We start from the raw sequence: 21,931 nt of genomic DNA on the forward strand, positions 1-21,931 counted from the left end.
GACCACTGTACCCCATGGCGCCGGGCGGTGAGCGCAGGGTTTCCGCGGCGGCGAGCCTGGGCGGAGGGCGTCCGGTAGATCCCCTAATGTGACGCTGTCGGCGGAAGCGTGGGAAGGGGACCGATGGAGCAGCGCACCGTGGTTCGTTGTGCCGAGGGGCACGTGTTCAGTACGGCGGCGTTTCCGATGCAGCACTTGCAGGAGGGCCGGCTGGGCCCGGGGCGGCTGTTGCGGTGCCCCCGGTGCGGGCGGTTGCGGAGCTCGGTGCCGGCGGACGTCTCGGAGCTGTCGGCGGACGAGCTGGCCCGCGGGCTGCGGCTGGTGGCGGCGGAGTCGTTGGCGTAGCGGGTGAGCTGGAGCGGTCCACGGGGCGGGCGCTTTTGGGCGCCCGCCCCGTGGCACGTACCCTCGGGGGCGTGCTGCTCTCCGACAACGACATCCGTGCCGAGATCGACAAGGGGCGGGTCGTGATCGACCCGTTCGAGCCGTCGATGGTCCAGCCGTCGAGTATCGACGTCCGACTGGACCGCTTCTTCCGGGTCTTCGAGAACCACCGCTACCCGCACATCGACCCCTCCGAGGAGCAGCCCGACCTGACCCGGCTGGTCGAGCCGGAGAACGACGACGCGTTCATCCTGCACCCGGGCGAGTTCGTGCTGGCCTCCACCTACGAGGTGATCACGCTGCCGGACGACGTGGCCTCCCGGCTGGAGGGCAAGTCGAGCCTCGGCCGGCTCGGCCTGCTGACGCACTCGACGGCGGGCTTCATCGACCCGGGCTTCAGCGGGCACGTGACGCTGGAGCTGTCGAACGTGGCGACGCTGCCGATCAAGCTGTACCCGGGGATGAAGATCGGGCAGCTGTGCCTGTTCCGGCTGTCCTCCCCGGCCGAGCACCCGTACGGCTCGGAGCGCTACGGCTCGCGCTACCAGGGCCAGCGCGGCCCGACGCCGTCCCGCTCCTACCTGAACTTCCACCGCACCGAGGTCTGATCGGGGCGCACGCGGCGAGGGCCGGTCCCGGCGGACGGGGCCGGCCCTCGCCGCGTGCGCGCGCTCAGGCGCGGGCGGGGGTGGTGACGGCGACGAGTTCGGTGCCGTCCGCGGAGAGGGTCAGCTCGGCGCGCAGGGCGGTGAGCCGGCCGAGGCGGTGCAGGTGGGTGCCGCCGCAGGCGATGGCGGCGGGGCCCTCGGGGAGTTCGGCGTGCCAGCGGCGGCGGGCGGTGAGCTCGGGGCCGGGGGTGTCGATGCCGATCGGGGCGTCGGCGGCGACCCAGGCGGCCAGCCGGGCGTTGACGTCCGCGGTGAGGGCGGGGAGGGCGTCGGCGAGTGCCGGGAGGGTGTCGGTGGCGTCGACGGTGAAGCCCTTCTTCTTCAGCGACTTGCCGATCCGGTAGGTGTCGGTGCTGGCGGCGGTGTCCATCACCGAGCTGTCCATGGCGAGGCTGTCGAAGTCGGGGTGGCCGAGGGCGTCGGCGCGGCCCGGGTCCTTGCGCCAGCGGTCGGCGAGCGCACCGTTCAGGGCGAGGGCCAGCAGGTGGCAGCCGGTGTGCGCGGCCGACAGGCCGGCCCGGCGCTCGGCGTCGACGGCGAGCGCCGCGGTGCGCCCGACCGCCTCGGGCCCGAGCGCGCCGCCGGGCAGCACGTGCAGCACCAGCCAGGACCACTCCTCGTCGCCGCGCCGGACCGGGATGTCGGCGCCGACCGCGAACTCCCCGCCGGGCCCGGCCGCGCCGGTCAGGCAGTCGACCACGGGGTGGACGGTGCCGTCGACGGCGAGGGTGCCGAGGTCGGCGGGCTGGTCGGGCCAGGTGTGGTCGACCGGGTGGAACGGGGTCGCCGCGGTGACCACCGCGGTGCGGCCGTCCGGCAGGTCGTGCACGGCGAGGACCGGCGACTCGCCGGTCACCTCCCCGGCCGGAAAGCTGACGTGGGTGGTGGGCAGGCTCATGCGCGGGCTCCGGACGGGAAGTGAGGGTGGGCCGAACACCCCACCCTACAAAGCCGGACGGCCGCTCCGGTCAGCCCAGGGTGGGCAGTTTGATCAGCACCAGCAGCGCCAGCAGCTGCACCGCGGCGGCGCCGGCCGCCTTGCCCCAGGGCAGGTCGTGGATCCGCCGCACCATGACGGTCAGCAGCACCGCGCAGCCCACCCAGGTCGCCCAGCCGACCGCCTGCACCACGGGGTTGCCGATCGGCAGGAAGAGCGCGAGCAGCAGCCGCGGGGCGTCGGTGGTCCAGCTGATCAGCGCGGCCAGGCCGACCGTGGACTGCCAGGGGCCGTCGCCGCCGAACTGCCGGGCCAGCACGTAGGTGACCGCGGAGAGCACCCCGCCGGCCAGCGTGAAGCCGAGCGCGGCGCCGCCGATCGCCCACAGGGCGACCGCGAAGGCGGAGTGCACCACCTGGTCGTAGGTGGCGTCGAGGGCGAACACCGCGAGCACGCCGTACAGCAGCGACACGCACAGCGCGGGCAGCCACACCTGGTGGTCGCGCATCCGGTCGAAGGTGGCGCTCGGGCTGCGGTACATCCCGACCAGCAGCTGCCGCCAGGGCAGCCGGGGCCCGCCCGCGTGCGGCGCGGCCTGGCCGCCGGCCCGGTAGACCGCCACGTTGTCGGCCGGCCCGGGGGCCTGGCCGTAGCCGTCCTGGCCGTAGCCGTCCTGGCCCGGCCCGCCGCCGTGGCCCCCGCCGTACCCGTCGTCGTAGCCGTACCCGTAGCCGTCCTGGCCGCCGTACGGGTACGCCGGCTGGTCGCCGTACGGGGCTTCGCCGTAGGGGGCCTCGCCGTAGGGGGCCTCGCCGTAGGGCTGCTCGCCGACCGCGAAGGCCCTGGTGTGGCCCGGCTGGTCGCCCGGGCCGACCGGGCCGGGGTGCGGGGCGGTGAAGTACTCGGGGACCCCGGTGGGCGCGCCCGGGTACGGGTCGCCCTGCGGGGCGCCCCAGCCGTGCCGGGGGTCGGCGCCCCGTCCGTCGTCGTGTCGATTGCCAGCCACGTCTCGACGGTACCCGCAACGGCTGACCCCCCGTCGGGTGATCATGGCGGCGGGGCCGGATTGCAGCCGTCCTGTGACGGTGCGCCCCGGCCCCGCGGAAGGCCGTGCGAAGTGGTGCGGGAGGTCAGCCGACGACGCCGGCGCCGGGCGCGTGCACCGCGGCGGCGTTGCTCAGGCCGGCCTCGCAGCCGCCGGGGCCGGCGGACAGCCGCACGGCGCCGACCGGGAGCCGGGTGCCGCAGGCGATCCGCAGGCCGGGCGGGAGCTCGTTCTCGGCCTCCAGGACGGCGCCGTCGCCGATCACCACGCCGTCCAGCGCGCAGCGCTCACCGATCCCGGCGTAGGCGCCGACGATGGAGTCCTTGACGTACGCGCCGGCCTCGATCCGGGCGCCCGGCAGCACCACGCTGCCCTCGACGATGGCACCGGCCCCGATCCGGGCGCCCTCGGAGACCACGGTGCCGGAGCTCAGCACGGCGGCCGGGTCGACGACCGAGCCGGGCAGCAGCAGCGCCTCGCCGGTGGGGCCGGGGACGGCCGGGGAGTCGACCTTGCCGAGCACCAGGTCGGCCGAGCCGCGGACGAACGCGCCGGGGGTGCCCAGGTCGAGCCAGTACGAGGTGTCGACGACGCCGCGCAGCAGCGCGCCGGTGGCCAGCAGCTCGGGGAAGGTCTCGCGCTCGACCGAGACCTCGCGGCCGGCCGGGATCCGGTCGATCACCGAGCGGGTGAAGACGTAGCAGCCCGCGTTGATCTGGTCGGTGACGATCTGCTCGGGGGTCTCGGGCTTCTCCAGGAAGGCCAGCACCCGCCCGTCCGGGTCGGTCGGGACGAGGCCGAAGGCGCGCGGGTCGGCCACCCGGGTGAGGTGCAGGGTGACGTCGGCGCCGGAGGCGCTGTGCCCGTCGCGCAGGGCGGCGATGTCCAGGCCGGACAGGATGTCGCCGTTGAAGACCAGCACCGGCTCGTCCGGGCCGCAGGTCAGGCCGGAGGCGGCGTTGCGGATCGCGCCGCCGGTGCCCAGCGGCTCCTCCTCGGTGAGGTAGACCAGCTCGATGCCGTAGGGGCTGCCGTCCTGGAAGTGGTCGACGAAGACCTCGGCGAGGTACGAGGTGGCGAGCACCACCCGGGTGACGCCGGCCGCGGCGGCCCGGGCGAGCTGGTGCGCGATGAACGGGACCCCCGCCACGGGCAGCATGGGTTTCGGCGTGTGGGTGGTCAGCGGACGGAGGCGGGTGCCCTTGCCTCCGACCAGCATGATCGCCTGGGTCATGGTGTTGTCTCCCGTAGTCGAATCCGGCGGCCCGGCACGACAGGGTCCGGTGCGCTCGCTCGATGAACTGGCCGGGGCAGCGTGCCATGGCCTCCGACGGAACCGGCCCTTCCCGTGGTTCCGCCGCACACTCTATTTGCTCGAATATCGTCCCCGTACCACCACCCCGGTCGAGCAGGCGTGCGACCCGGCGCACCGGTGCCGCGGCGGCGTCCGGCGCCGTGCCCCGGCCGCCCGGCCCGGCGGGCGGCAGTGGGCCGATCTGCCCGGATGCGCCCGGATACGTCTCCCGATCCGGGCCCGGACGCGCCCGGACCCCGGAGCCGCGGCGGGCGTCCGGGGTCCGGGATCCGGGGTGCGCGGGGGCGTCAGGCGTCCACCGGCTCCGCGTCGGCGGCGGGGATGGCCTTGACCGACTCCAGCAGCAGCTGGGCCACGTCGACGACCTTCAGGTGCTCCTTGGCCGCGCCCTCGTTCTTCTTGCCGTTGACCGAGTCGGAGAGCATCACCAGGCAGAACGGGCAGGCGGTGGAGACGATGTCCGGGTTGAGGGAGAGCGCCTCGTCCACCCGCTCGGTGTTGATCCGCTTGCCGATCCGCTCCTCCATCCACATCCGGGCGCCGCCGGCGCCGCAGCAGAAGCCGCGCTCCTTGTGGCGGTGCATCTCCTCGTTGCGCAGGCCGGGCACCTTGCCGATGATCTCGCGCGGCGGGGTGTAGACCTTGTTGTGCCGGCCGAGGTAGCACGGGTCGTGGTAGGTGATCAGGCCCTCCACCGGGTTCACCGGCAGCAGCTTGCCCTCGTCGATCAGGTGCTGCAGCAGCTGGGTGTGGTGGATGACCTCGAAGTGGCCGCCGAGCTGCGGGTACTCGTTGGCGATGGTGTTGAAGCAGTGCGGGCAGGTGGCGACGATCCGCTTGGTCGGCGCGTCCTCCAGCGCGGCGTTCAGGGTCTCGACGTTCTGCGCGCCGAGCATCTGGAACAGGAACTCGTTGCCCAGCCGGCGCGGGGAGTCACCGGTGCAGGTCTCCTCCTTGCCGAGGATCGCGAACTTCACGCCCGCGGTGTGCAGCAGCTCGGCGAAGGCCTTGGTGGTCTTCTTGGCCCGGTCCTCCAGGGCGCCCGCGCAGCCGACCCAGTACAGGTACTCGACCTCGGCGGGGTCGATGTCCTCGCCGATCACCGGCACCTCGATGCCGGTCTCCTTCTTCAGCTCCTTGACCCAGTCCAGGCGCGCCTTGGTGGCCAGGCCCCACGGGTTGCCCTTGTTCTCCAGGTTCTTGAGCATCGTCCCGGCCTCGGTCGGGAAGCTGCTCTCGATCATCACCTGGTAGCGGCGCATGTCGACGATGTGGTCGATGTGCTCGATGTCGACCGGGCACTGCTCGACGCAGGCGCCGCAGGTGGTGCAGGACCACAGCACGTCCGGGTCGATGACGCCGTTCTCCTCGGCGGTGCCGATCAACGGGCGCTCGGCCTCGGCCAGCGCGGACGCGGGGACGTCCTTGAGCTGCTCGCTGCTCGCCTTCTCCTCGCCCTCCATGTCCTTGCCACCGCCCGCGAGCAGGTACGGGGCCTTGGCGAAGGCGTGCTCGCGCAGGCTCATGATCAGCAGCTTGGGCGACAGCGGCTTGCCGGTGTTCCAGGCCGGGCACTGCGACTGGCAGCGGCCGCACTCGGTGCAGGTGGAGAAGTCGAGGATGCCCTTCCAGGAGAAGTGCTCGACCTGGGAGACGCCGAACACCGCGTCGTCGGCCGGGTCCTCGAAGTCGATCGGGGCGCCGTTGCTGGTCATCGGGCGCAGCGCGCCGAGCGCGGTGGCGCCGTCCTCCTCGCGCTTGAAGTAGATGTTGAAGAACGCCAGGAAGCGGTGCCAGGCGACGCCCATCGAGGGGTTGACGCCGATGGTGATCGCCCAGGCGAAGGAGATGCAGATCTTCAGCATGGCGAACAGGTAGACCAGGTTCACCAGGGTGCCGTGCGCGGTGCCGTGGAAGGCGGCCGCGATCGGGTACGAGACCAGGTAGGCCGGGTCGTAGGAGTCGAGGCCCTCCAGGGCGCCCTCCAGGCCGCGCAGCATCATGATGCACAGGCCGATGCCGAGGATCGTGTACTCGACGTAGAACGCCTGCCAGGCGATCGAGCCGGCGAACCGGGACTTGCGGCCGGCCCGGGAGGGCAGGCTGAGCAGGCGGATCGCCATCAGGACCAGGATGCCCAGGGTGGTCAGGGTGCCGATCAGCTCGACGAAGATGTTCCACGGCAGCCAGTGGCCGATCACCGGGAGCGCGAACTCGGCGTCGAAGAGCTGCCCGAAGGCGTTCACCAGGGTGAGCACCAGCGAGAAGAAGCCGACCGCGACGAACCAGTGGGCGACGCCGACGACGCCCCAGCGGTTCATCCGGGTGTGGCCCAGGAACTCCTTGGCCACGGTGGCCACCCGCTGCGCGGGTTGACCGAAGCGGGTGCCGTCGGCGGAGCCGGTGCGCACCACCTTGTAGATGTACAGCGCCGCACGGGCGGCGAGCGCGGTGCCGATCACGAAGGTGACCAGCGAGATGACGATCGCTGCTAGCTGCATCGGCTCTCCGTCTCCAGCGGCTTGTTCCCAGTGGTACCAGTCCTCCACAGAGTGTACTGGTCGGTAACTTGGAGGGCTGACCCGCCGGACATTACCGCGCGTTAACACCCCACCAGAAGATGTTCAAGGTATGGCGGCAGTCACTAAGTCCAGACTCACCCGCCCGGACCAGCCCACCCGCCCGGCGCGACATAAGCGCTCAGTAAAGTTGAGCGACACGGACTCAAAGCTGTTGACGCCGCCGGATCGGTCGTGCATCCTTGAGCCCGTACTGCTCAACTTCTTCCCCGGAGGTATTCACGATGGCACGCGCGGTCGGCATCGACCTCGGTACGACGAACTCCGTCGTCAGTGTTCTTGAGGGCGGTGAGCCCACGGTCATCACCAACGCCGAGGGCGCTCGGACCACGCCGTCCGTCGTCGCCTTCGCCAAGAACGGCGAGGTGCTCGTCGGCGAGGTCGCCAAGCGCCAGGCGGTCACCAACGTCGACCGGACCATCCGGTCGGTCAAGCGCCACATGGGCACCGACTGGAAGATCGGCATCGACGGCAAGGACTTCACGCCGCAGCAGATCTCCGCCTTCGTCCTGCAGAAGCTCAAGCGGGACGCCGAGGCCTACCTGGGCGAGACGGTCACCGACGCGGTGATCACCGTCCCGGCCTACTTCAACGACTCCGAGCGCCAGGCCACCAAGGAGGCCGGCGAGATCGCGGGCCTGAACGTCCTGCGCATCGTCAACGAGCCGACCGCGGCCGCCCTGGCCTACGGCCTGGACAAGGACGACCAGACCATCCTGGTCTTCGACCTCGGCGGCGGCACCTTCGACGTGTCGCTGCTGGAGATCGGCGACGGCGTGGTCGAGGTCAAGGCCACCAACGGCGACAACCACCTCGGCGGCGACGACTGGGACCAGCGGGTCGTCGACCACCTGGTGAAGGTCTTCCAGTCCGGCCACGGCGTCGACCTGTCCAAGGACAAGATGGCCGTCCAGCGCCTGCGCGAGGCCGCCGAGAAGGCCAAGATCGAGCTGTCCTCGTCCTCCGAGACCTCGATCAACCTGCCCTACATCACGGCCTCCGCCGAGGGCCCGCTGCACCTGGACGAGAAGCTCACCCGCTCCCAGTTCCAGCAGCTCACCTCGGACCTGCTGGACCGCTGCAAGGTCCCGTTCCACAACGTGATCAAGGACGCCGGCATCCAGCTGTCCGAGATCGACCACGTGGTCCTGGTCGGCGGCTCGACCCGCATGCCGGCCGTCGCCGAGCTCGTCAAGGAGCTGACCGGCGGCAAGGACGCCAACAAGGGCGTCAACCCGGACGAGGTCGTCGCCATCGGCGCCTCCCTGCAGGCCGGCGTGCTCAAGGGCGAGGTCAAGGACGTCCTGCTGCTCGACGTCACCCCGCTGTCCCTCGGCATCGAGACCAAGGGCGGCATCATGACCAAGCTGATCGAGCGCAACACCACGATCCCGACCAAGCGCTCCGAGATCTTCACCACCGCCGAGGACAACCAGCCCTCCGTGCAGATCCAGGTCTACCAGGGCGAGCGCGAGATCGCGGCGTACAACAAGAAGCTCGGCATGTTCGAGCTGACCGGCCTGCCGCCGGCGCCCCGCGGCCTGCCGCAGATCGAGGTCACCTTCGACATCGACGCCAACGGCATCATGCACGTGGCCGCGAAGGACCTCGGCACCGGCAAGGAGCAGAAGATGACCGTCACCGGCGGCTCCTCGCTGCCGAAGGACGAGGTCAACCGCATGCGCGAGGAGGCCGAGCGCTACGCGGAGGAGGACACCAAGCGCCGCGAGGCCGTCGAGACCCGCAACCAGGGCGAGCAGCTCGTCTACTCGACCGAGAAGTTCATCGCGGACAACGCGGACAAGCTCCCGGCCGACGTCAAGACCGAGGTCGAGACCGCCATCGGCGAGCTCAAGGAGACCCTCAAGGGCGAGGACATCGCGGCCATCCGCACCGCCACCGAGAAGGTCTCCACCACCGCCCAGAAGCTCGGCGCGGCGCTGTACGCGCAGGCCGACGGCGCGGGCGCGGCGGCCGGTGCGGCCGGTGCCGGCGAGGCGGGCGCCAAGGACGACGACGTGGTCGACGCCGAGATCGTCGACGACGAGAAGCCCAAGGGCGGTGCGGCATGACGGAGAAGCCGCAGGGCGAGCAGCCCGGCGACGACTCCGCCGCCGAGGAGGCAGTGCTCAAGGCAGCCGAGGAGGCCGTCGCGGGCGCCGGTGCCGACGAGCTGGCCGCCGCCAAGCGCGAGGCCGGCGAGCGCACCGCCGACCTGCAGCGGCTCCAGGCCGAGTACCAGAACTACCGCAAGCGGGTCGAGCGCGACCGCTCCACCGTCCGCGAGATCGCCGTCTCCAACATCCTGGAGTCGCTGGTCCCGGTGCTGGACGACATCGGCCGGGCCCGCGAGCACGGCGAGGTGACGGGCGGCTTCAAGTCGGTCGCCGAGTCGCTGGAGACGGTCGTCGCCAAGCTCGGGCTGCAGCAGTTCGGCAAGGAGGGCGAGCCCTTCGACCCGACGATCCACGAGGCGCTGATGCACAGCTACTCGTCGGACGTGACGGAGGACACCTGCGTGCAGATCCTCCAGCCCGGGTACCGGATCGGCGAGCGGATCATCCGCCCGGCGATGGTCGCGGTCGCGGAGCCCCAGCCGGGCACCCAGACCACCGGCGAGCCGGACGGCGACAAGGCTGACGGTTCGTCCGACAGCTGAGTAGAGTCCCCGTGCGCTGCGGAGTCGTACGTCGTCCAGTACGGCGGCCGGCTCCGCAGCGCCGTATCAGGGCACCGCACCGCGGTGCCGACAGGCAACAGAACTTCGGTTTCCCGGGAGGTGGCGGTCAAAGGCCATGAGCGCTAAGGACTACGTGGAGAAGGACTACTACAAGGTCCTCGGCGTGCCCAAGGACGCCACCCCCGCAGAGATCAAGAAGACCTACCGCAAGCTGGCCCGCGAGTTCCACCCGGACGCGAACAAGGGCGACGCCAAGGCCGAGGAGCGCTTCAAGGACATCTCCGAGGCCTACGACGTGCTCTCGGACGAGAAGCGCCGCAAGGAGTACGACGAGGCCCGCTCGCTGTTCGCGGGCGGCGGCTTCCGGCCCGGCGGTGCGGGCGGCGCGTCCGGCGGCTTCGACTTCGGCGACCTCTTCAACGGCGGCGGCGGCACGGGCGGCGGCGGGATCGGCGACGTGTTCGGCGGCCTGTTCAACCGCGGCGGCCGGCAGGCCGCCCAGCCGCGCCGCGGGGCCGACGTCGAGACCGAGGTCACGCTGAACTTCGAGGAGGCCGTGGACGGCGCGACCGTGCCGCTGCGGATGACCTCCCAGGCCGCCTGCCGCGCCTGCGCCGGCACCGGCGCCAAGGCCGGCACCACCCCGCGGGTCTGTCCGACCTGCGTCGGCGCTGGCACCGTCAGCCGCGGCCAGGGCGCCTTCGCGCTCTCCGAGCCCTGCCGGGACTGCAAGGGCCGCGGCATGATCGTCGACGACCCGTGCACCGTCTGCCACGGCAGCGGCCGGGCCTCCTCCGCCCGCACCATGCAGGTCCGCATCCCCGCCGGCGTGCAGGACAGCCAGCGGATCCGGCTCAAGGGCAAGGGCGCCCAGGGCGAGCGCGGCGGCCAGCCCGGAGACCTGTACGTCACCGTGCACGTCGACCCGCACCCGGTGTTCGGGCGCAAGGGCGACAACCTGACGGTGACCGTGCCGGTGAGCTTCCCCGAAGCCGCCCTCGGCGGGACCATCGAGGTGCCGACCCTGAACGGCCCGGCCGTGAAGCTCAAGCTGCCGCCCGGCAGCGCCAACGGCCTGACCATGCGGGCCCGCGGCAAGGGCGCCACCCGCAAGGACGGCACCCGCGGCGACCTGCTGGTCACCGTGGAGGTCACGGTGCCCAAGCACGTCGACGGAGACGCGCTGACCGCACTGGAGCAGTACCGCGAGGCCACCGCCTCGGACGACCCGCGAGCCGCCCTGTTCAAGGCGGCGGAGGGAGCGTGAGACCCCGATGAGTCCCCACCCCGACAGTAGCCACGGCGGCGACGGCACCGGCCGGATCGGCCCCGGCCCCGGTCTCGGCGAGGGCCTGCCCGGCGGCGGCCGCCCGCGCGCCGCCGCCCCGCCCTACGTCCTCACCGAGGACACCCCGGTCTACGTCATCTCGGTCGCCGCCGAGCTCTCCGGCCTGCACCCGCAGACCCTCCGCCAGTACGACCGCCTCGGCCTGGTCAGCCCCGACCGCACCGCCGGCCGCGGCCGCCGCTACTCCGCCCGGGACATCCAGCAGCTGCGCGAGGTCCAGCGGCTCTCCCAGGACGAGGGCATCAACCTGGCCGGAATCAAGCGCATCATCGAACTCGAGAACCAGGTCACCGCCCTGCAGTCCCGCGTGAGCGAACTCGTCGACGCCCTGGAGGGCGCCGCCGCCACCCTCCAGCAGCGCGAGGCCGCCGTCCACGCCTCCTACCGCCGCGACCTGGTCCCCTACCAGCAGGTCCAGCAGTCCAGCGCGCTGGTGGTCTGGCGGCCCAAGCGCTGACACCCCGCCGGGACGCACCGAGCCGCCGTCGCCCTACCATTCGGGGGGTGCCGGCGGCTTCGGCATGGTGAGAGAGTGCACCAGTCATCCCATCCGTGCTTCCCGAACGGTGAGCAAACGGCTCCGTCGGCCAGGACGCACCGCTTAGGATCACCCGCACACAAGAATCGCGGCTGTCGTTCGAGCTAGGGCAGGAGGCAACAGATGAGCAAGGCTCAGGTGCCGGGCCTCACCAACGCGGGGCTCGGTGTCGTGACGGCCAGCGCCCGCGATCTCTACAAGTCCATCATCAACTCCGGTGGACGCGTTTCTCCTGGCTCTGTGGCGGCCCACTGCGGAGAACCGCTGCAGGAGCTGGTGGACATCGGCCTGTTGATATCCGATGTCAACGACCCCCAGGTACTGGTGGCAGTCGACCCTCAGCAACTCGCCGACGGACTGAGCGCTTCCTGGCAACGCAGCGCCCTCGAACTGATGACCAGGGCTGCGAGCGTATCTTCGGATCTCCACGACCTGACCCTCGTCTACGGAGGGAGGATTTCGACCCGCCAGGACGGCGGGAACATCGAGCACGTCTCCGGTAAGACCGAAATCAACCGCCGACTCTCGAAATTCATGGACCAAGCCGCCCAGGAGGTCCTCAGCGCCCAGCCGGGAGGCGGGGCCCGCTCATTCTCACCTGCTGCGGCCATCGCGCTCGACGTGGACATGTTGCGCCGTGGTGTGGCACGCCGAACGATCTACCAGCCCAGCACCCGCTATTCTGCGCCGGCCCGAGAATACGTGGCCGCGATGACCAAAGAGGGCGGAGAGGTCCGCACTCTGGGCGAGCCGTTCACTCGCCTGATCGTCATCGACTCCAGCATCGCCATCATCCCTTTCGACAATGACAATGAGCGCGCCGCCATCGTCATGGACGAGGCAGTGGTGGCCTATCTCGTGGATTCCTTCGAGATATGCTGGGAGCGGGCCATTCCTTTTCCGGGCAGCAATGAAGTGCCGCCCGAAGTCGTGTCGCTGCTCCGCCAGAACATCATCCGCATGCTGCTTCAGGGGGTGGGGCACCGGGTGATAGCTCGGAATCTCGGGCTGAGCGAACGGACACTGGCCCGGCACATCGCCGAACTGCGCGAGGAGTACGACGCGGAGACGCTCTTCCAACTGGGCTGGAAGCTCGCCCAGGGACACCGCACCATGCCGCTGTTCGACTCCGAGGGGCCCCAGGACTGACCTCGAGCCGAATCGATCAGGTCCAGAGCACGTCGGAGGCGAGCATCGCGCGCGCGGCCTCGGGAGCCGGCTCCGCCGTCACGACCTGTGGCTTGGAGGCCGTCCACAGCACGTCGGTGGCGGAGGCCGGAGTAGCGCCGATCACCGCTACCATCGCCATGAGCGCGGCCGAGACCATAAACCGGAACATCCTACGCATAGCGCCACTCCCCTTCTCGAGCTGATCCGTTTACCGGTCGGCCGACTTCTCCTGCTGACGAGTGAAGCGCATGACTTCCGATCAAGCCATACCCAATCCCGCCAGAACTCCAGCGACAACTGTCGCAGATGGCACATCCTTCCCCAAGTGGCCGACGGTGTCATCTCCCTGCCATGCAGGGAGATGACACCTGACACCGGTGGACGGTCGTACCTTGCGACCGCGACGATCAGTCCACCATCGATCGATGGAGTCGGGCCCGGTACATCGAGGAAGCGGCAAATGGCATGGGCGCGCCAATATTCGGTCGAGACGATACCGGATGCCCAGCAGCATTCCCAAACAACGAACCGCCTGCCAGAACCCACACTTCAGACAGGCCCTCCCCCCGGAGTCGACATGAGTGAGCACCACCTGCAGCACCGCGCCGAAGGGCGGCGCGCACGCGTGTTCCTGGCCGCGCCGCTGATGCGGCTGACCGGGCCGGCGGACAGCGTGGTGACGTTGGCCAGCCGGACTCGGCTGACCACGCTGCGGAGCACGCTGCTGGACAGCGGGGCGGCGGTGTACAGCGCGCACCACAGTGACGCGTGGACGGTGGCGGGGCGGGCGCCGGAGCAGCGGGTGCCTTCGGACTTCCGGGCCATGCAGAGCGCGGACCTGGTGTTCGCGTACGTCGGTGCGCCGCTGTCGGCCGGGGTGAGCCTGGAGCTCGGGTGGGCTTCGGCGCTGCGCAAGCCGATCGTGCTGCTGGTGGACGAGGCGATCACGCACAACCCGCTGATCGCCACCATCGAGCAGGTCTCGCCGGTGCTCCCGCTGGTCTTCGACGACACCTGGTCGCAGGAGGCGCTGCACCACACCGTGGAGACCGCGCTGGACTGGGCCGGGATGGCGCTGTCGCTGCGCGGCGGCTTCTGGACCGCGCCGGGCGACCAGTTCCCGCGGCCGCGCCGCGAGCACGCCGGCCCGTACGGCTTCTGGTCCCCGGAGATCGCCACCGGCTGACGTCCCGTCACCCGGTCAGTCGGTTCCCCGCATCTGCCAGCCCAGTTGGAACAGGGTCTCCGCGTCGTGGAGTTCGCGCAGCCGGGAGATGTGCGCGGCGACGGTCCGTTCGCCGAGGCCCAGCCGGGAGGCGATCGTCTTCTGGGTCAGGCCCTGGGCGAGCAGCCGGCCGACCTGTTCGTGGACCGGGACGACGCTCTCGCCCTCGTGCTCGGCAGAGCGCCACTGGACCCGGTCGGCCCGCTCCCAGTCCCGTTCGAAGGCGGCGACCAGGAACGAGACCACCGCCGGGTCCTCGATGAACGCGGCACTGGAGTTGTCGGCCGACGCCGGGACGACGGCGATCCGGCGGTCGAAGACCAGCATCCGGCTGAACGGTTCGCTCAGGGTGCGGAACCGGCCTCCCCAGCCGGTGACCTGCTCCGCCCAGCGCACCGTCGGCCCGTCCAGCAGCGCGGTCGGCTCGTAGACGGTGCGGATGCTCGCCCCGCGCTCCAGGAAGCGGCGGGTGCGTTCCAGCGACTCCTCCAGCAGGTCCGCCGGCCCGGCGCCGCCCGGGTGCAGCGACAGCTCCTCCTCGTGCGCCTCGCTCGCCAACTGCAGGACGCGGTGCCGGATCTGCTCGGTCCGGTCGACGTGCTGCACCACGCTGGAGCGGTCGGCCCGGCGCGGGGTCGCGTCGTAGGCGTGGGTGAGGTCCTCCAGCAGCGCGGGCATCTCCTCCGCGCGCAGCAGCATCCGGGTGCCCTCGGCGCGCAGTTCGGCGCTGATCCGGTCGCTGACCGCCCGCGGGTCGACCGCCGTCAGCGACTGCTCGGCCGCGTCGTGCACCAGCAGCCCGAGCTCCATCAGCCGCAGCACCCCGGTCGGGTCCTGCTCCACCGCCTCGCGGAACGCCACCCGTCCGCCCTGGTCCAGGATCTGCTGGTAGAGCCGTCGCTCCGACTCGCTCGGCAGTGCGGCCGCGTTCGCCTCGCTCACAGCCCACCCTCCTTCTCGGCCGTCCGCCCCGGGGGCTGCTCCCCGGGCGGTGCGGCGGGTCGTCCGGACGCCCCGCGCAGCTGCCAGCCGAGCTGGAACAGGGTCTCCGCATCGTAGAACTCGCGCAGCCGGGCGATGTGCCCGGCCACCGTCCGCGGCGACAGGCCCAGCCGGGAGGCGATCGCCTTCTGGGTCAGCCCGGCCGCGAGCAGGTCGGTGAGTTCGGACGGGACACCGGTCGGACGCGGGCGGCCGGCGGCGGCCTGCCAGTCGACCCGCTCGGCCCGCGCCCAGTCGCGCTCGAAGCGGTCCACCAGGGTGGCCAGCACCGCCGGGTCCTCGATGATCATCGCCTGCCGGTCGTCCGCGGCGGCCGAGACCACCGCCGCCCGCCGGTCGAAGATCACCATCCGCTGGAACGGCTCGTCCAGCACCCGGAAGCGCTCGCCCGCCGCCGTGAGCGTCGCCGCGTAGTCCACCGTGGGCGGATCGGCGAGGGCGCCCGGCTGGTAGAGGGTGCGCAACTCGATGCCGGTGGCCAGGAAGCCCAGCAAACGGGCCCGGGTCTGCTGCATCACCCGGACCGGCCGGGCCCCGCCCGGCTGCGCCGCCAAGGTCTCCTCGCGCATCTCGGACTCGATCCGGGCGATGTGGTGCGCGATCTGCTGCCCCGCCACCAACCGCAACGGCCGGGACGGACGGCCCCGCCGCGGCGCCGCGTCGTACGCCTGGACCAGGTCCTCCAGCCGGGACGCGGCGTGCTCGGCCGCCCGCAGCATCCCGTTGGCCGCGCTGCGCAGCTCCGCGCTCGCCCGCTCCCCGAACGCCCGCGGGTGCGCGGCCGTCAGCATCTGCCCGTGGTCGTGGTGCAGCAGCAGCCCCAGCTCGATCAGGCCGAGCGTGGCGTCCGGGGCCTGCTCCATCGCCTCCCGCAGCAGCACCATCCCGCCCTGGGCGACCACTTCGCGGTACAGGGCGCGCTCGGCGTCGTTCGGCAGGCGGGGGCTCATCGGTCGCCTCCCCGCATCAGCCAGCCGAGCTGGAACAGCGTCTCCGCTTCGTGGTGCTCGCGCAGCCGGGCGATGTGGGCGGCGACGGTGCGCTCGGAGAGGCCGAGGCGGGAGGCGATCGCCTTCTGGGTCAGTCCGGCCGCCAGCAGGCCGGTCAGCGCGGCAGGCACGCCGGTCGGCCGCGGACGGCCCGCGGCGGCGTGCCAGTCGACGACCGCGGCCCGCGACCAGTCGCGCTCGAAACGCTCGACCAGCACGGCGACCACGGCCGGATCCTCGACGAACGCGGCGCTGGCGTTGTCGGCGGAGGCCGGAAGCACGGCCACCTTGCGGTCGAAGACCAGCAGCCGGGTGAACGGCTCGTCCAGGACCCGGATCCGCTCGCCGAGGTCGGTGACGTCGGCCGCGTACGAGGCGGTGGGCAGGTCGGTGAGGGCGGCTGGCTCGTAGAGGGTGCGCAGGGCGATCCCGGCGGCCAAGTGTCCCCTGGTGAGCTCGAGGGACTGCTTCAGGAACTGCTGCGGCCGGGCACCGCCGGGCTGGGCGGCCAGGATCTCCTCGTGCGTCTCGGCCTCGATCTGCAGGATGCCGTGCCGGATCTGCGTCATGTCGTGGACGTGGCGCACCACGCTGGACCGCTCGACCCGGCCGAGCGCCGCCTCGTACGCCTGGCTGAACGACTCGAGCAGGGCGGGAGCCTCCTCGGCGCGCAGCAGCAGCCCGGCCCCCTCCGCCCGCATCCGGGCACCGAGCCGCCCGGCGGCGGTGCGCGGGCTGACGGCGGTCAGCGACTCGTCGACCACGTGGTGCACCAGCAGCCCGAGTTCGATCAGCCGGAGCGTGGCGTCCGGGTCCTGCTGCATCGCCTCGCGGAACATCACCCGGCCGCCCTGGGACAGGACTTCGCGGTAGAGGGCGCGGTCGGCTTCGTTCGGCAGGCGGGGGCTCACCGGTCCGCCTCCCGCATCAGCCAGCCGAGTTGGAAGAGGGTCTCGGCGTCGTAGCGCTCGCGGAGGCGGGCGATGTGTTCGGCGACGGTGCGTTCGGAGACGCCGAGGCGGGAGGCGACGGCGCGTTGGGTGAGGCCGGTGGCGAGCAGGCGGCCGATCTGTTCGGTGGGCGGGGGGACGGCGGTGCCGGCGAGGTCGTGCCAGGGGACGCGTTCGGCGCGGTCCCAGTCGCGGTGGAAGAGGCCGACCAGGTGGTCGACCACGGCGCGGTCCTCGATGAAGGCGGCGGTGCGGTTGTCGGCGGAGGCGGAGATGATCACCGTCCGGCGGTCGAAGATCAGCATCCGGGTGAAGTCCTCGTCCAGGGAGCGCAGTCGCATGCCCCAGCCGGTGGCCCGCACCGCGTAGTCGATCACCGCCGGGTCGGACTTCACGGTCGGCTGGTAGAGGATGTCCATCCGGGCACCGGCGGCCAGGGCCTTCTCGGCGCGGGCGCTCTTCTCCAGGTACACCACCGGGCGGTGGCCGGGCTGGGCGGCCAGCACCTCCTCGCGGAAGTCGGCCTCGATCTGGAGCAGGCGGTGCCGGATCCGGTCCACGTCCAGCACGTGGGTGATCTGCCGGCCGTGGTCCTGGTGGCGGACGGCGCTGTCGAACGCGTCGGCGAGGACGTCGAGTTCGGTGGGGACGTGCTCGGCGGCCGCGAACATCCGGGTGCCCGCCTCGCGCAGTTCGCGGCTCAGCCGGCCGCTGACGGTGCGCGGGTTGACGGCGGTGAGCTGCTCGCTCTCGTCGTGCTGGACCAGCAGTCCGAGCGCGAGCAGCCGGGCGGTGGCGGCGGCGTCCTGCTCGGTCGCCTCGCGGACCGAGACCTGGCCGCCGGCCCGCAGCACGGCCAGGTAGAGCGCCTTCTCGGTCGGGCCGGGAGCGGGTGGCGCGGGAGCGGGTGGCGCGGGAGCGGGTGGCGCGGGAGCGGGTGGCGCGGGGGCGAGTGGCGCGGGGGCGGGTGGCGCGGGGTGGGCGTCAGGCATCGTGCTTGCCCCTCCGCATCAGCCAGCCGAGTTGGAACAGGGTCTCGGCGTCGTAGCGCTCGCGCAGGTGGGCGATGTGGGCGGCGACGGTGCGTTCGGACAGGCCGAGGCGGGAGGCGATGGCCTTCTGGGTGAGGCCCTGGGCGAGCAGGCGGCCGACCTGGTCGACGGCGGTGCGGGTGGGGGCGCTGTCGAGGAGGCTGTGCCAGGAGACGCGTTCGGCCCGGGTCCAGTCGCGTTCGAAGTTGGCGACGATCATGGCCACGGTGGCGGGGTCGGAGATCACCGCGGCCCGGTCCGGGTCGTCGGCGGCGGGCACCACGGCGGTGGTCCGGTCGAAGACCAGGGCGCGCTGGAAGGGCTCGTCGAGCAGCCGGACCTCGCCGCCGGCCCGGGTGACGGTGTCGGCGTAGCGGACCGTGGCGGGTTCGGTGAGGACGGTCGGCTGGTAGAGGGTGAGGATGCGGCAACCGCGGTGCAGGATCGGGAGGTCCTGGCTCAGGGAGAGTTCCAGGGCGGCGGGCACCAGCGGTCCGGGGTGCGAGGTCAGGGCCTCTTCCCGGCAGGTGGAGCCGAGTTGGGCGATCCGCTGGCGGATGTGTTCGCGGCCGGTGAGCTGGTGGTCGGCCGGGACGGGCTCGGCCGGGCGGGGCACGCTGTCGTAGGCGGCGATCAGCGGGTCGAGGTCGGCGGCCAGGCGTTCGGCCAGGTTGAGCAGGCGGGCGGCCTCGGTGTTCATCTCGGTGCTGAGGGTGTCGGCCACGAAGCGGGGGTTGACGGCCAGGTAGGAGCCGTCGAGGCCGTCGGAGACCAGCAGGCCGGTGCGCAGCAGCCCGGCGAGGACGTGCTGCCGCTGCGCGGGGACGGCGTCGGCCGCGATCCGGCCGCCGGCTTCCAGCACGTCCAGGTAGAGGCGCCAGGCCGCCGCGTCGATCGGCCCGCAGGCGCCCGCGGGCGCGGGGACGGGGCGGGCCGCCGGTCCGCAGGCGGGGCGGACGGGCGCCTGGACGGTGGAGGTCGGGACGGGTGCGGGGGCCGGGGCGGGAGCGGGGATCGGGTCAGCCACGTCCGCTGCCTCCTCGCATCAGCCAGCCGAGCTGGAACAGGGTGCCGGCCCCGTACAGGTCGCGCAGCCGGGAGATGTGGCCGGCGACGGTGCGTTCGGAGAGGCCGAGGCGGGTGGCGACGGCGCGCTGGGTGAGGCCCTGGGCGAGCAGGCGGCCGACCCGGTCGGTGATGGTGCGGGTGAGCGTGCGGGCGTCGAGGCCGTGCCAGTGGACCTGTTCGGCGCGGGCCCAGTCGCGTTCGAAGCCGGCCACCAGGTAGGCGATCGCGGCGGGGTCCTCGACGAACGCGGCGCGGCTGTGGTCCTCGGCGGCGGGGATCACGGCGACCCGCCGGTCGATGACGATCAGGCGGAGGAACGGCTCGTCCAGGACCCGCAGTTGGGCGCCGTGCTCGGTCATCGTGGTGGCGTGCCGGACGGCGCTGTCCGCGGTGAGCGCGACGGGCTGGTAGAGGGCGCGCAGGGTGGCGCCCCGGCTGAGCATCCGCCGGTCCTGGGTGTGGGCGAGTTCGAGGACGGCGGGCGGGCGGAGCCCGGGCTGGGCGCTGAGCAGTTCGAGGCGGCAGTCGGAGACCAGTTGGGCGATCCGCAGCCGGATGCCCTCCTGGCCGTCGACGTAGACGGCCTGCCCGGTCCGGTCGGCGGGCCGGGGGACGGCGTCGTAGGCGCGGGCGAGCGGGTCGAGCGCGGCGGGCAGCCGGCCGGCGTCGAGCAGCAGGCGGGTGGCGCGGGAGCGCAGGTCGGCGCCGAGGCGTTCGGCGACGGCGCGCGGGCTGACCGCGACGTAGCAGCCGTCGATCCGGTTGGGCAGCATCAGGCCGATCGCCACCAGCTGGTCCAGCAGGGCCCGTTGGCGTTCGGGGGTGCGGCCGGTGCCGGGCGGGGGCGGCGCGTCCAGCGGGATCCGGCCGCCGGCGGCGAGGACGGCCAGGTAGAGCTGGGTGGCCTCCTCCTCGGGCAGTCCGGCTTCCGGGCCGAACGGGAGGTCGGCGTTGGCGGACGGGAGGTCTGCGTCGGCGGACGGAAGATCGGTGCCGGCGGGCGGGAGGTCGGTGTCGACGGTTGCCGGGCCCGGGTCGGCGGGCGGCGCGGGCGGTACGGGCGGCGCGGACGGACCGTCGAGCGGGTCGGTCGGCGCTCCGGCCGGGCCGGAAGGCGCACCTGACGGTGCGTCGGATAGCCCGCCGGGTGTGCCGGGCCGACCGGCGTCCGGATCGGACTTCGGGTGGTCCGCTGCCACGTCGAGCACTCCCTGCCGTCTTCCTCCGCTTGCGGATGATGATTCCAGCAGGGCCGTCGGGTGCGACGGCGGGAGTCACCCCCGCGGACCGGGCGCGTCCCCCGGGCCGGGTGCGGTCTGCACCCGGATCCCGGAGGACCCGCTCGTGTTACGCCGGCGTCATTGGCGCTTCGGTGAGGCGGAGCAGCAACGCCTCACCGATCCGGTCACGGTAGCCACCACCACACGTGGCGTCCCGGCCGGTGCTCTTCCCCCCGTTGCGCAGATACGAACGCACCTGTCGCCCCCACGCGAAGAGCAAGTCGCCGACTCGGGCTGCGGCTGCCCCGGACGACCTGGCGTGACTCCACCCTCACAGCGGGGCGAACTCCGAACAAGTGCTCTCCGGCTGCAGGTTCCCGCAAGTGCAGGAACCTGCAGCAAACACCTCGCTCCCGCGCCCCGAATCGCGCCTTTCCCGGAATGCCCCCCTCCCCTGAGCAGCCATTCGGCGTCCGGCGGCGGGCGTCCGGAACGGTGGCGTCGCGGCGGCCCGGAATGTCACTGCCCCGGACCGGAATTCGGCAATCCTCCGCCGAATCCACCGATCCGGAATCCGTCGCACCGAATGCCGCCCGGCTCCCGGGCGCGGTCACCCGGCATCCCGGCACCCGCCACCGTCAGGGCCGCCCGGGCCGTCCCCGGAGTGCTCCGGGCGCACGTCAGAGCAGGCGGCCCGCCCGCAGTCCGGCCGCGGTCCGGGCCAGCGCCACCGCCCAGGCGGTGAGCAGCAGCAGGTAGAGCGCGGCGGCGAGGGCGGTGAATCCGCCGAATCCGGTGTGCCGGGCCAGTGCGGTGGCTCCGGTGACGAGGGTGCCGACCGGGAAGGTGAATGCCCACCAGGTCATTGCGAACGGCATTTCGGCACGCAGTGCACGCAGGTTGGCAACGAGTGCCACCGCCAGCCACAGCAGCGCGAATCCCATCACCGTGACGCCGTACACCTCGGCCAGCCCCCGGGCGGCGGCCGCCGCGCCGGGGCCCGCGCCGGGCAGCGCGAGCGGCACCGCGTCGGCGAACTGGTGGACGGCGGTGGTGGACTGGCCCAGCGGCCCGAGCACCAGGAACAGCGACGGGGTGAGCACCAGGGCGGGCAGCTTGCTGTGCAGCAGTCCGCCGAGGACCACCGGCAGCAGCGCCAGGGTGGCCAGCAGGCTGGCGCCGAACATCGCCACGCACCCGTACAGCAGCGCCTGCCGGGCCGCGCCCGCGGGCAGGTGCGGCACCAGGGCGGGGCCGAGCGCCGCGGACACCATCGGCGCGACCACCGGCAGCAGCCAGGTCGGGTTGGCCTCCAGCGCGGACAGCCGGTGCCTGGTGATCATCAGGTAGGGCAGCCCGGCGGCCACCACCAGCGCGTACCCGGTGCCCACCGTCCACAGCAGCACGTCCAGCGCGAGGGCCGGGCCGGTGCCGAGCAGCGGGCCGCCGACGGTCAGCGCGCCGTAGCCGACGGCCAGCAGGGCCATCGGCGGGCAGCCGTAGAAGACGGCGGCGGACGGGTCCTCCAGCAGGGTGCGCCGGGCCTGCTCGCGGTGCCGGGCCAGGTGGACGGCCCGGCCGGCCAGCAGGGCGGCCAGCATCAGCAGCGAGAGCGTCCAGACCGCCTCGGCGAGGGCGGTGCGGCCGGGGACGTCCACCGGCAGCGCGGCGGCGGCGTTGCCGGTGATCGCGGTGCCCATCACGGCGGCGTACCAGTTGGGTCCGAGCCGGGAGAGGTCGAGGGAGCGCAGGGTGGTGCGCGGCGCGAGGAGGGTTGCCATG

The 21,931-nt window shown here is 72.5% G+C and carries 18 protein-coding genes and 1 pseudogene; 7 read left to right on the top strand and 12 right to left on the bottom strand.

Annotated elements, in window-relative coordinates; genetic code table 11:
* Nucleotides 1-416 precede the first annotated feature (416 nt).
* Nucleotides 417-992 (top strand): dCTP deaminase, encoded by a 576-nt coding sequence (gene dcd / locus OU787_RS15555; protein ID WP_030457523.1) that lies wholly within the window; start codon nt 417-419, stop codon nt 990-992.
* Between the two features lie 64 nt (nt 993-1,056).
* Here dcd and OU787_RS15560 read toward each other — a convergent pair whose 3' ends face one another.
* The 4 genes and pseudogenes from OU787_RS15560 to OU787_RS15575 all read right to left on the bottom strand — a co-directional run bounded on the left by OU787_RS15560 (nt 1,057) and on the right by OU787_RS15575 (nt 6,850).
* Nucleotides 1,057-1,950 (bottom strand): metal-dependent hydrolase, encoded by an 894-nt coding sequence (locus OU787_RS15560; RefSeq protein WP_030457524.1) that lies wholly within the window; start codon nt 1,948-1,950, stop codon nt 1,057-1,059.
* A gap of 70 nt (nt 1,951-2,020) precedes the next feature.
* The gene (locus OU787_RS15565; protein ID WP_268659689.1) at nt 2,021-2,995 is read right to left on the bottom strand and encodes a Yip1 family protein; all 975 of its coding nucleotides are present in this window, start codon (nt 2,993-2,995) and stop codon (nt 2,021-2,023) included.
* 199 nt (nt 2,996-3,194) lie between these two features.
* Nucleotides 3,195-4,268, bottom strand: a pseudogene (locus tag OU787_RS15570) (sugar phosphate nucleotidyltransferase); the annotation flags it as partial.
* Nucleotides 4,269-4,636: 368 nt separating this feature from the next.
* A complete protein-coding gene (locus OU787_RS15575) occupies nt 4,637-6,850 on the bottom strand; it encodes a (Fe-S)-binding protein (RefSeq protein ID WP_268659690.1) in 2,214 nt (737 codons plus the stop codon).
* A 302-nt stretch (nt 6,851-7,152) separates the two neighbouring features.
* On the opposite strand from OU787_RS15575, the gene dnaK reads away from it, so the two are divergent.
* The 5 genes from dnaK to OU787_RS15600 all read left to right on the top strand — a co-directional run bounded on the left by dnaK (nt 7,153) and on the right by OU787_RS15600 (nt 12,643).
* A complete protein-coding gene (gene dnaK, locus OU787_RS15580) occupies nt 7,153-9,000 on the top strand; it encodes a molecular chaperone DnaK (protein WP_030457528.1) in 1,848 nt (615 codons plus the stop codon).
* A complete protein-coding gene (gene grpE, locus OU787_RS15585; protein WP_030457529.1) occupies nt 8,997-9,587 on the top strand; it encodes a nucleotide exchange factor GrpE in 591 nt (196 codons plus the stop codon). The genes dnaK and grpE overlap by 4 nt, the downstream gene beginning before the upstream one ends.
* A gap of 136 nt (nt 9,588-9,723) precedes the next feature.
* A complete protein-coding gene (gene dnaJ, locus OU787_RS15590; RefSeq protein WP_030457530.1) occupies nt 9,724-10,875 on the top strand; it encodes a molecular chaperone DnaJ in 1,152 nt (383 codons plus the stop codon).
* A gap of 7 nt (nt 10,876-10,882) precedes the next feature.
* Nucleotides 10,883-11,413 carry a heat shock protein transcriptional repressor HspR gene (locus tag OU787_RS15595; RefSeq protein ID WP_030457531.1) on the top strand — a complete coding sequence of 177 codons (531 nt, stop codon included), beginning with the start codon at nt 10,883-10,885 and terminating at the stop codon, nt 11,411-11,413.
* 204 nt (nt 11,414-11,617) lie between these two features.
* Complete coding sequence (locus tag OU787_RS15600) at nt 11,618-12,643, top strand: helix-turn-helix domain-containing protein (protein ID WP_268659691.1); 1,026 nt, start codon at nt 11,618-11,620, stop codon at nt 12,641-12,643.
* A 16-nt stretch (nt 12,644-12,659) separates the two neighbouring features.
* Here OU787_RS15600 and OU787_RS15605 read toward each other — a convergent pair whose 3' ends face one another.
* On the bottom strand, nt 12,660-12,803 hold the full coding sequence (locus OU787_RS15605) for a hypothetical protein (RefSeq protein WP_268659692.1): 144 nt from the start codon (nt 12,801-12,803) through the stop codon (nt 12,660-12,662).
* A gap of 438 nt (nt 12,804-13,241) precedes the next feature.
* Here OU787_RS15605 and OU787_RS15610 point away from each other — a divergent pair, with 438 nt between their 5' ends.
* A complete protein-coding gene (locus tag OU787_RS15610) occupies nt 13,242-13,850 on the top strand; it encodes a hypothetical protein (protein WP_157852057.1) in 609 nt (202 codons plus the stop codon).
* A 15-nt stretch (nt 13,851-13,865) separates the two neighbouring features.
* Here OU787_RS15610 and OU787_RS15615 read toward each other — a convergent pair whose 3' ends face one another.
* The 7 genes from OU787_RS15615 to OU787_RS15645 form a co-directional block, all read right to left on the bottom strand.
* A complete protein-coding gene (locus tag OU787_RS15615) occupies nt 13,866-14,831 on the bottom strand; it encodes a LuxR C-terminal-related transcriptional regulator (protein WP_030457534.1) in 966 nt (321 codons plus the stop codon).
* Nucleotides 14,828-15,841, bottom strand: a complete 1,014-nt coding sequence (locus tag OU787_RS15620; protein ID WP_268659693.1) for a LuxR C-terminal-related transcriptional regulator — start codon at nt 15,839-15,841, stop codon at nt 14,828-14,830. The genes OU787_RS15615 and OU787_RS15620 overlap by 4 nt, the downstream gene beginning before the upstream one ends.
* Nucleotides 15,838-16,791 carry a LuxR C-terminal-related transcriptional regulator gene (locus tag OU787_RS15625; protein ID WP_268659694.1) on the bottom strand — a complete coding sequence of 318 codons (954 nt, stop codon included), beginning with the start codon at nt 16,789-16,791 and terminating at the stop codon, nt 15,838-15,840. Before OU787_RS15625 ends, OU787_RS15620 begins: the two co-directional genes overlap by 4 nt.
* Complete coding sequence (locus tag OU787_RS15630; protein WP_268659695.1) at nt 16,788-17,822, bottom strand: LuxR C-terminal-related transcriptional regulator; 1,035 nt, start codon at nt 17,820-17,822, stop codon at nt 16,788-16,790. Before OU787_RS15630 ends, OU787_RS15625 begins: the two co-directional genes overlap by 4 nt.
* Nucleotides 17,815-18,888 (bottom strand): helix-turn-helix transcriptional regulator, encoded by a 1,074-nt coding sequence (locus OU787_RS15635; protein ID WP_268659696.1) that lies wholly within the window; start codon nt 18,886-18,888, stop codon nt 17,815-17,817. Before OU787_RS15635 ends, OU787_RS15630 begins: the two co-directional genes overlap by 8 nt.
* Complete coding sequence (locus OU787_RS15640; RefSeq protein WP_268659697.1) at nt 18,881-20,128, bottom strand: LuxR family transcriptional regulator; 1,248 nt, start codon at nt 20,126-20,128, stop codon at nt 18,881-18,883. Before OU787_RS15640 ends, OU787_RS15635 begins: the two co-directional genes overlap by 8 nt.
* A 701-nt stretch (nt 20,129-20,829) precedes the next feature.
* Entirely contained in the window at nt 20,830-21,930 is a 1,101-nt protein-coding gene (locus OU787_RS15645; RefSeq protein WP_030457540.1) for a C4-dicarboxylate ABC transporter, read from the bottom strand.
* Between the last annotated feature and the right edge of the window lies 1 nt (nt 21,931).

This window comes from Kitasatospora sp. YST-16, from assembly GCF_026802215.1.
Classification (GTDB): domain Bacteria; phylum Actinomycetota; class Actinomycetes; order Streptomycetales; family Streptomycetaceae; genus Kitasatospora; species Kitasatospora cineracea.

Bases quoted from the DNA above. Each gene is read 5' to 3' on its own strand.
- dnaK (WP_030457528.1), top strand. From the start codon at position 7,153: ATGGCACGCGCGGTCGGCATCGACCTCGGTACGACGAACTCCGTCGTC.
- OU787_RS15645 (WP_030457540.1), bottom strand. From the start codon at position 21,930: ATGGCAACCCTCCTCGCGCCGCGCACCACCCTGCGCTCCCTCGACCTC.
- OU787_RS15560 (WP_030457524.1), bottom strand. From the start codon at position 1,950: ATGAGCCTGCCCACCACCCACGTCAGCTTTCCGGCCGGGGAGGTGACC.
- OU787_RS15620 (WP_268659693.1), bottom strand. From the start codon at position 15,841: ATGAGCCCCCGCCTGCCGAACGACGCCGAGCGCGCCCTGTACCGCGAA.
- OU787_RS15605 (WP_268659692.1), bottom strand. From the start codon at position 12,803: ATGGCGATGGTAGCGGTGATCGGCGCTACTCCGGCCTCCGCCACCGAC.
- OU787_RS15610 (WP_157852057.1), top strand. From the start codon at position 13,242: ATGAGTGAGCACCACCTGCAGCACCGCGCCGAAGGGCGGCGCGCACGC.
- OU787_RS15630 (WP_268659695.1), bottom strand. From the start codon at position 17,822: ATGCCTGACGCCCACCCCGCGCCACCCGCCCCCGCGCCACTCGCCCCC.
- OU787_RS15600 (WP_268659691.1), top strand. From the start codon at position 11,618: ATGAGCAAGGCTCAGGTGCCGGGCCTCACCAACGCGGGGCTCGGTGTC.
- dnaJ (WP_030457530.1), top strand. From the start codon at position 9,724: ATGAGCGCTAAGGACTACGTGGAGAAGGACTACTACAAGGTCCTCGGC.
- OU787_RS15575 (WP_268659690.1), bottom strand. From the start codon at position 6,850: ATGCAGCTAGCAGCGATCGTCATCTCGCTGGTCACCTTCGTGATCGGC.
- grpE (WP_030457529.1), top strand. From the start codon at position 8,997: ATGACGGAGAAGCCGCAGGGCGAGCAGCCCGGCGACGACTCCGCCGCC.
- OU787_RS15595 (WP_030457531.1), top strand. From the start codon at position 10,883: ATGAGTCCCCACCCCGACAGTAGCCACGGCGGCGACGGCACCGGCCGG.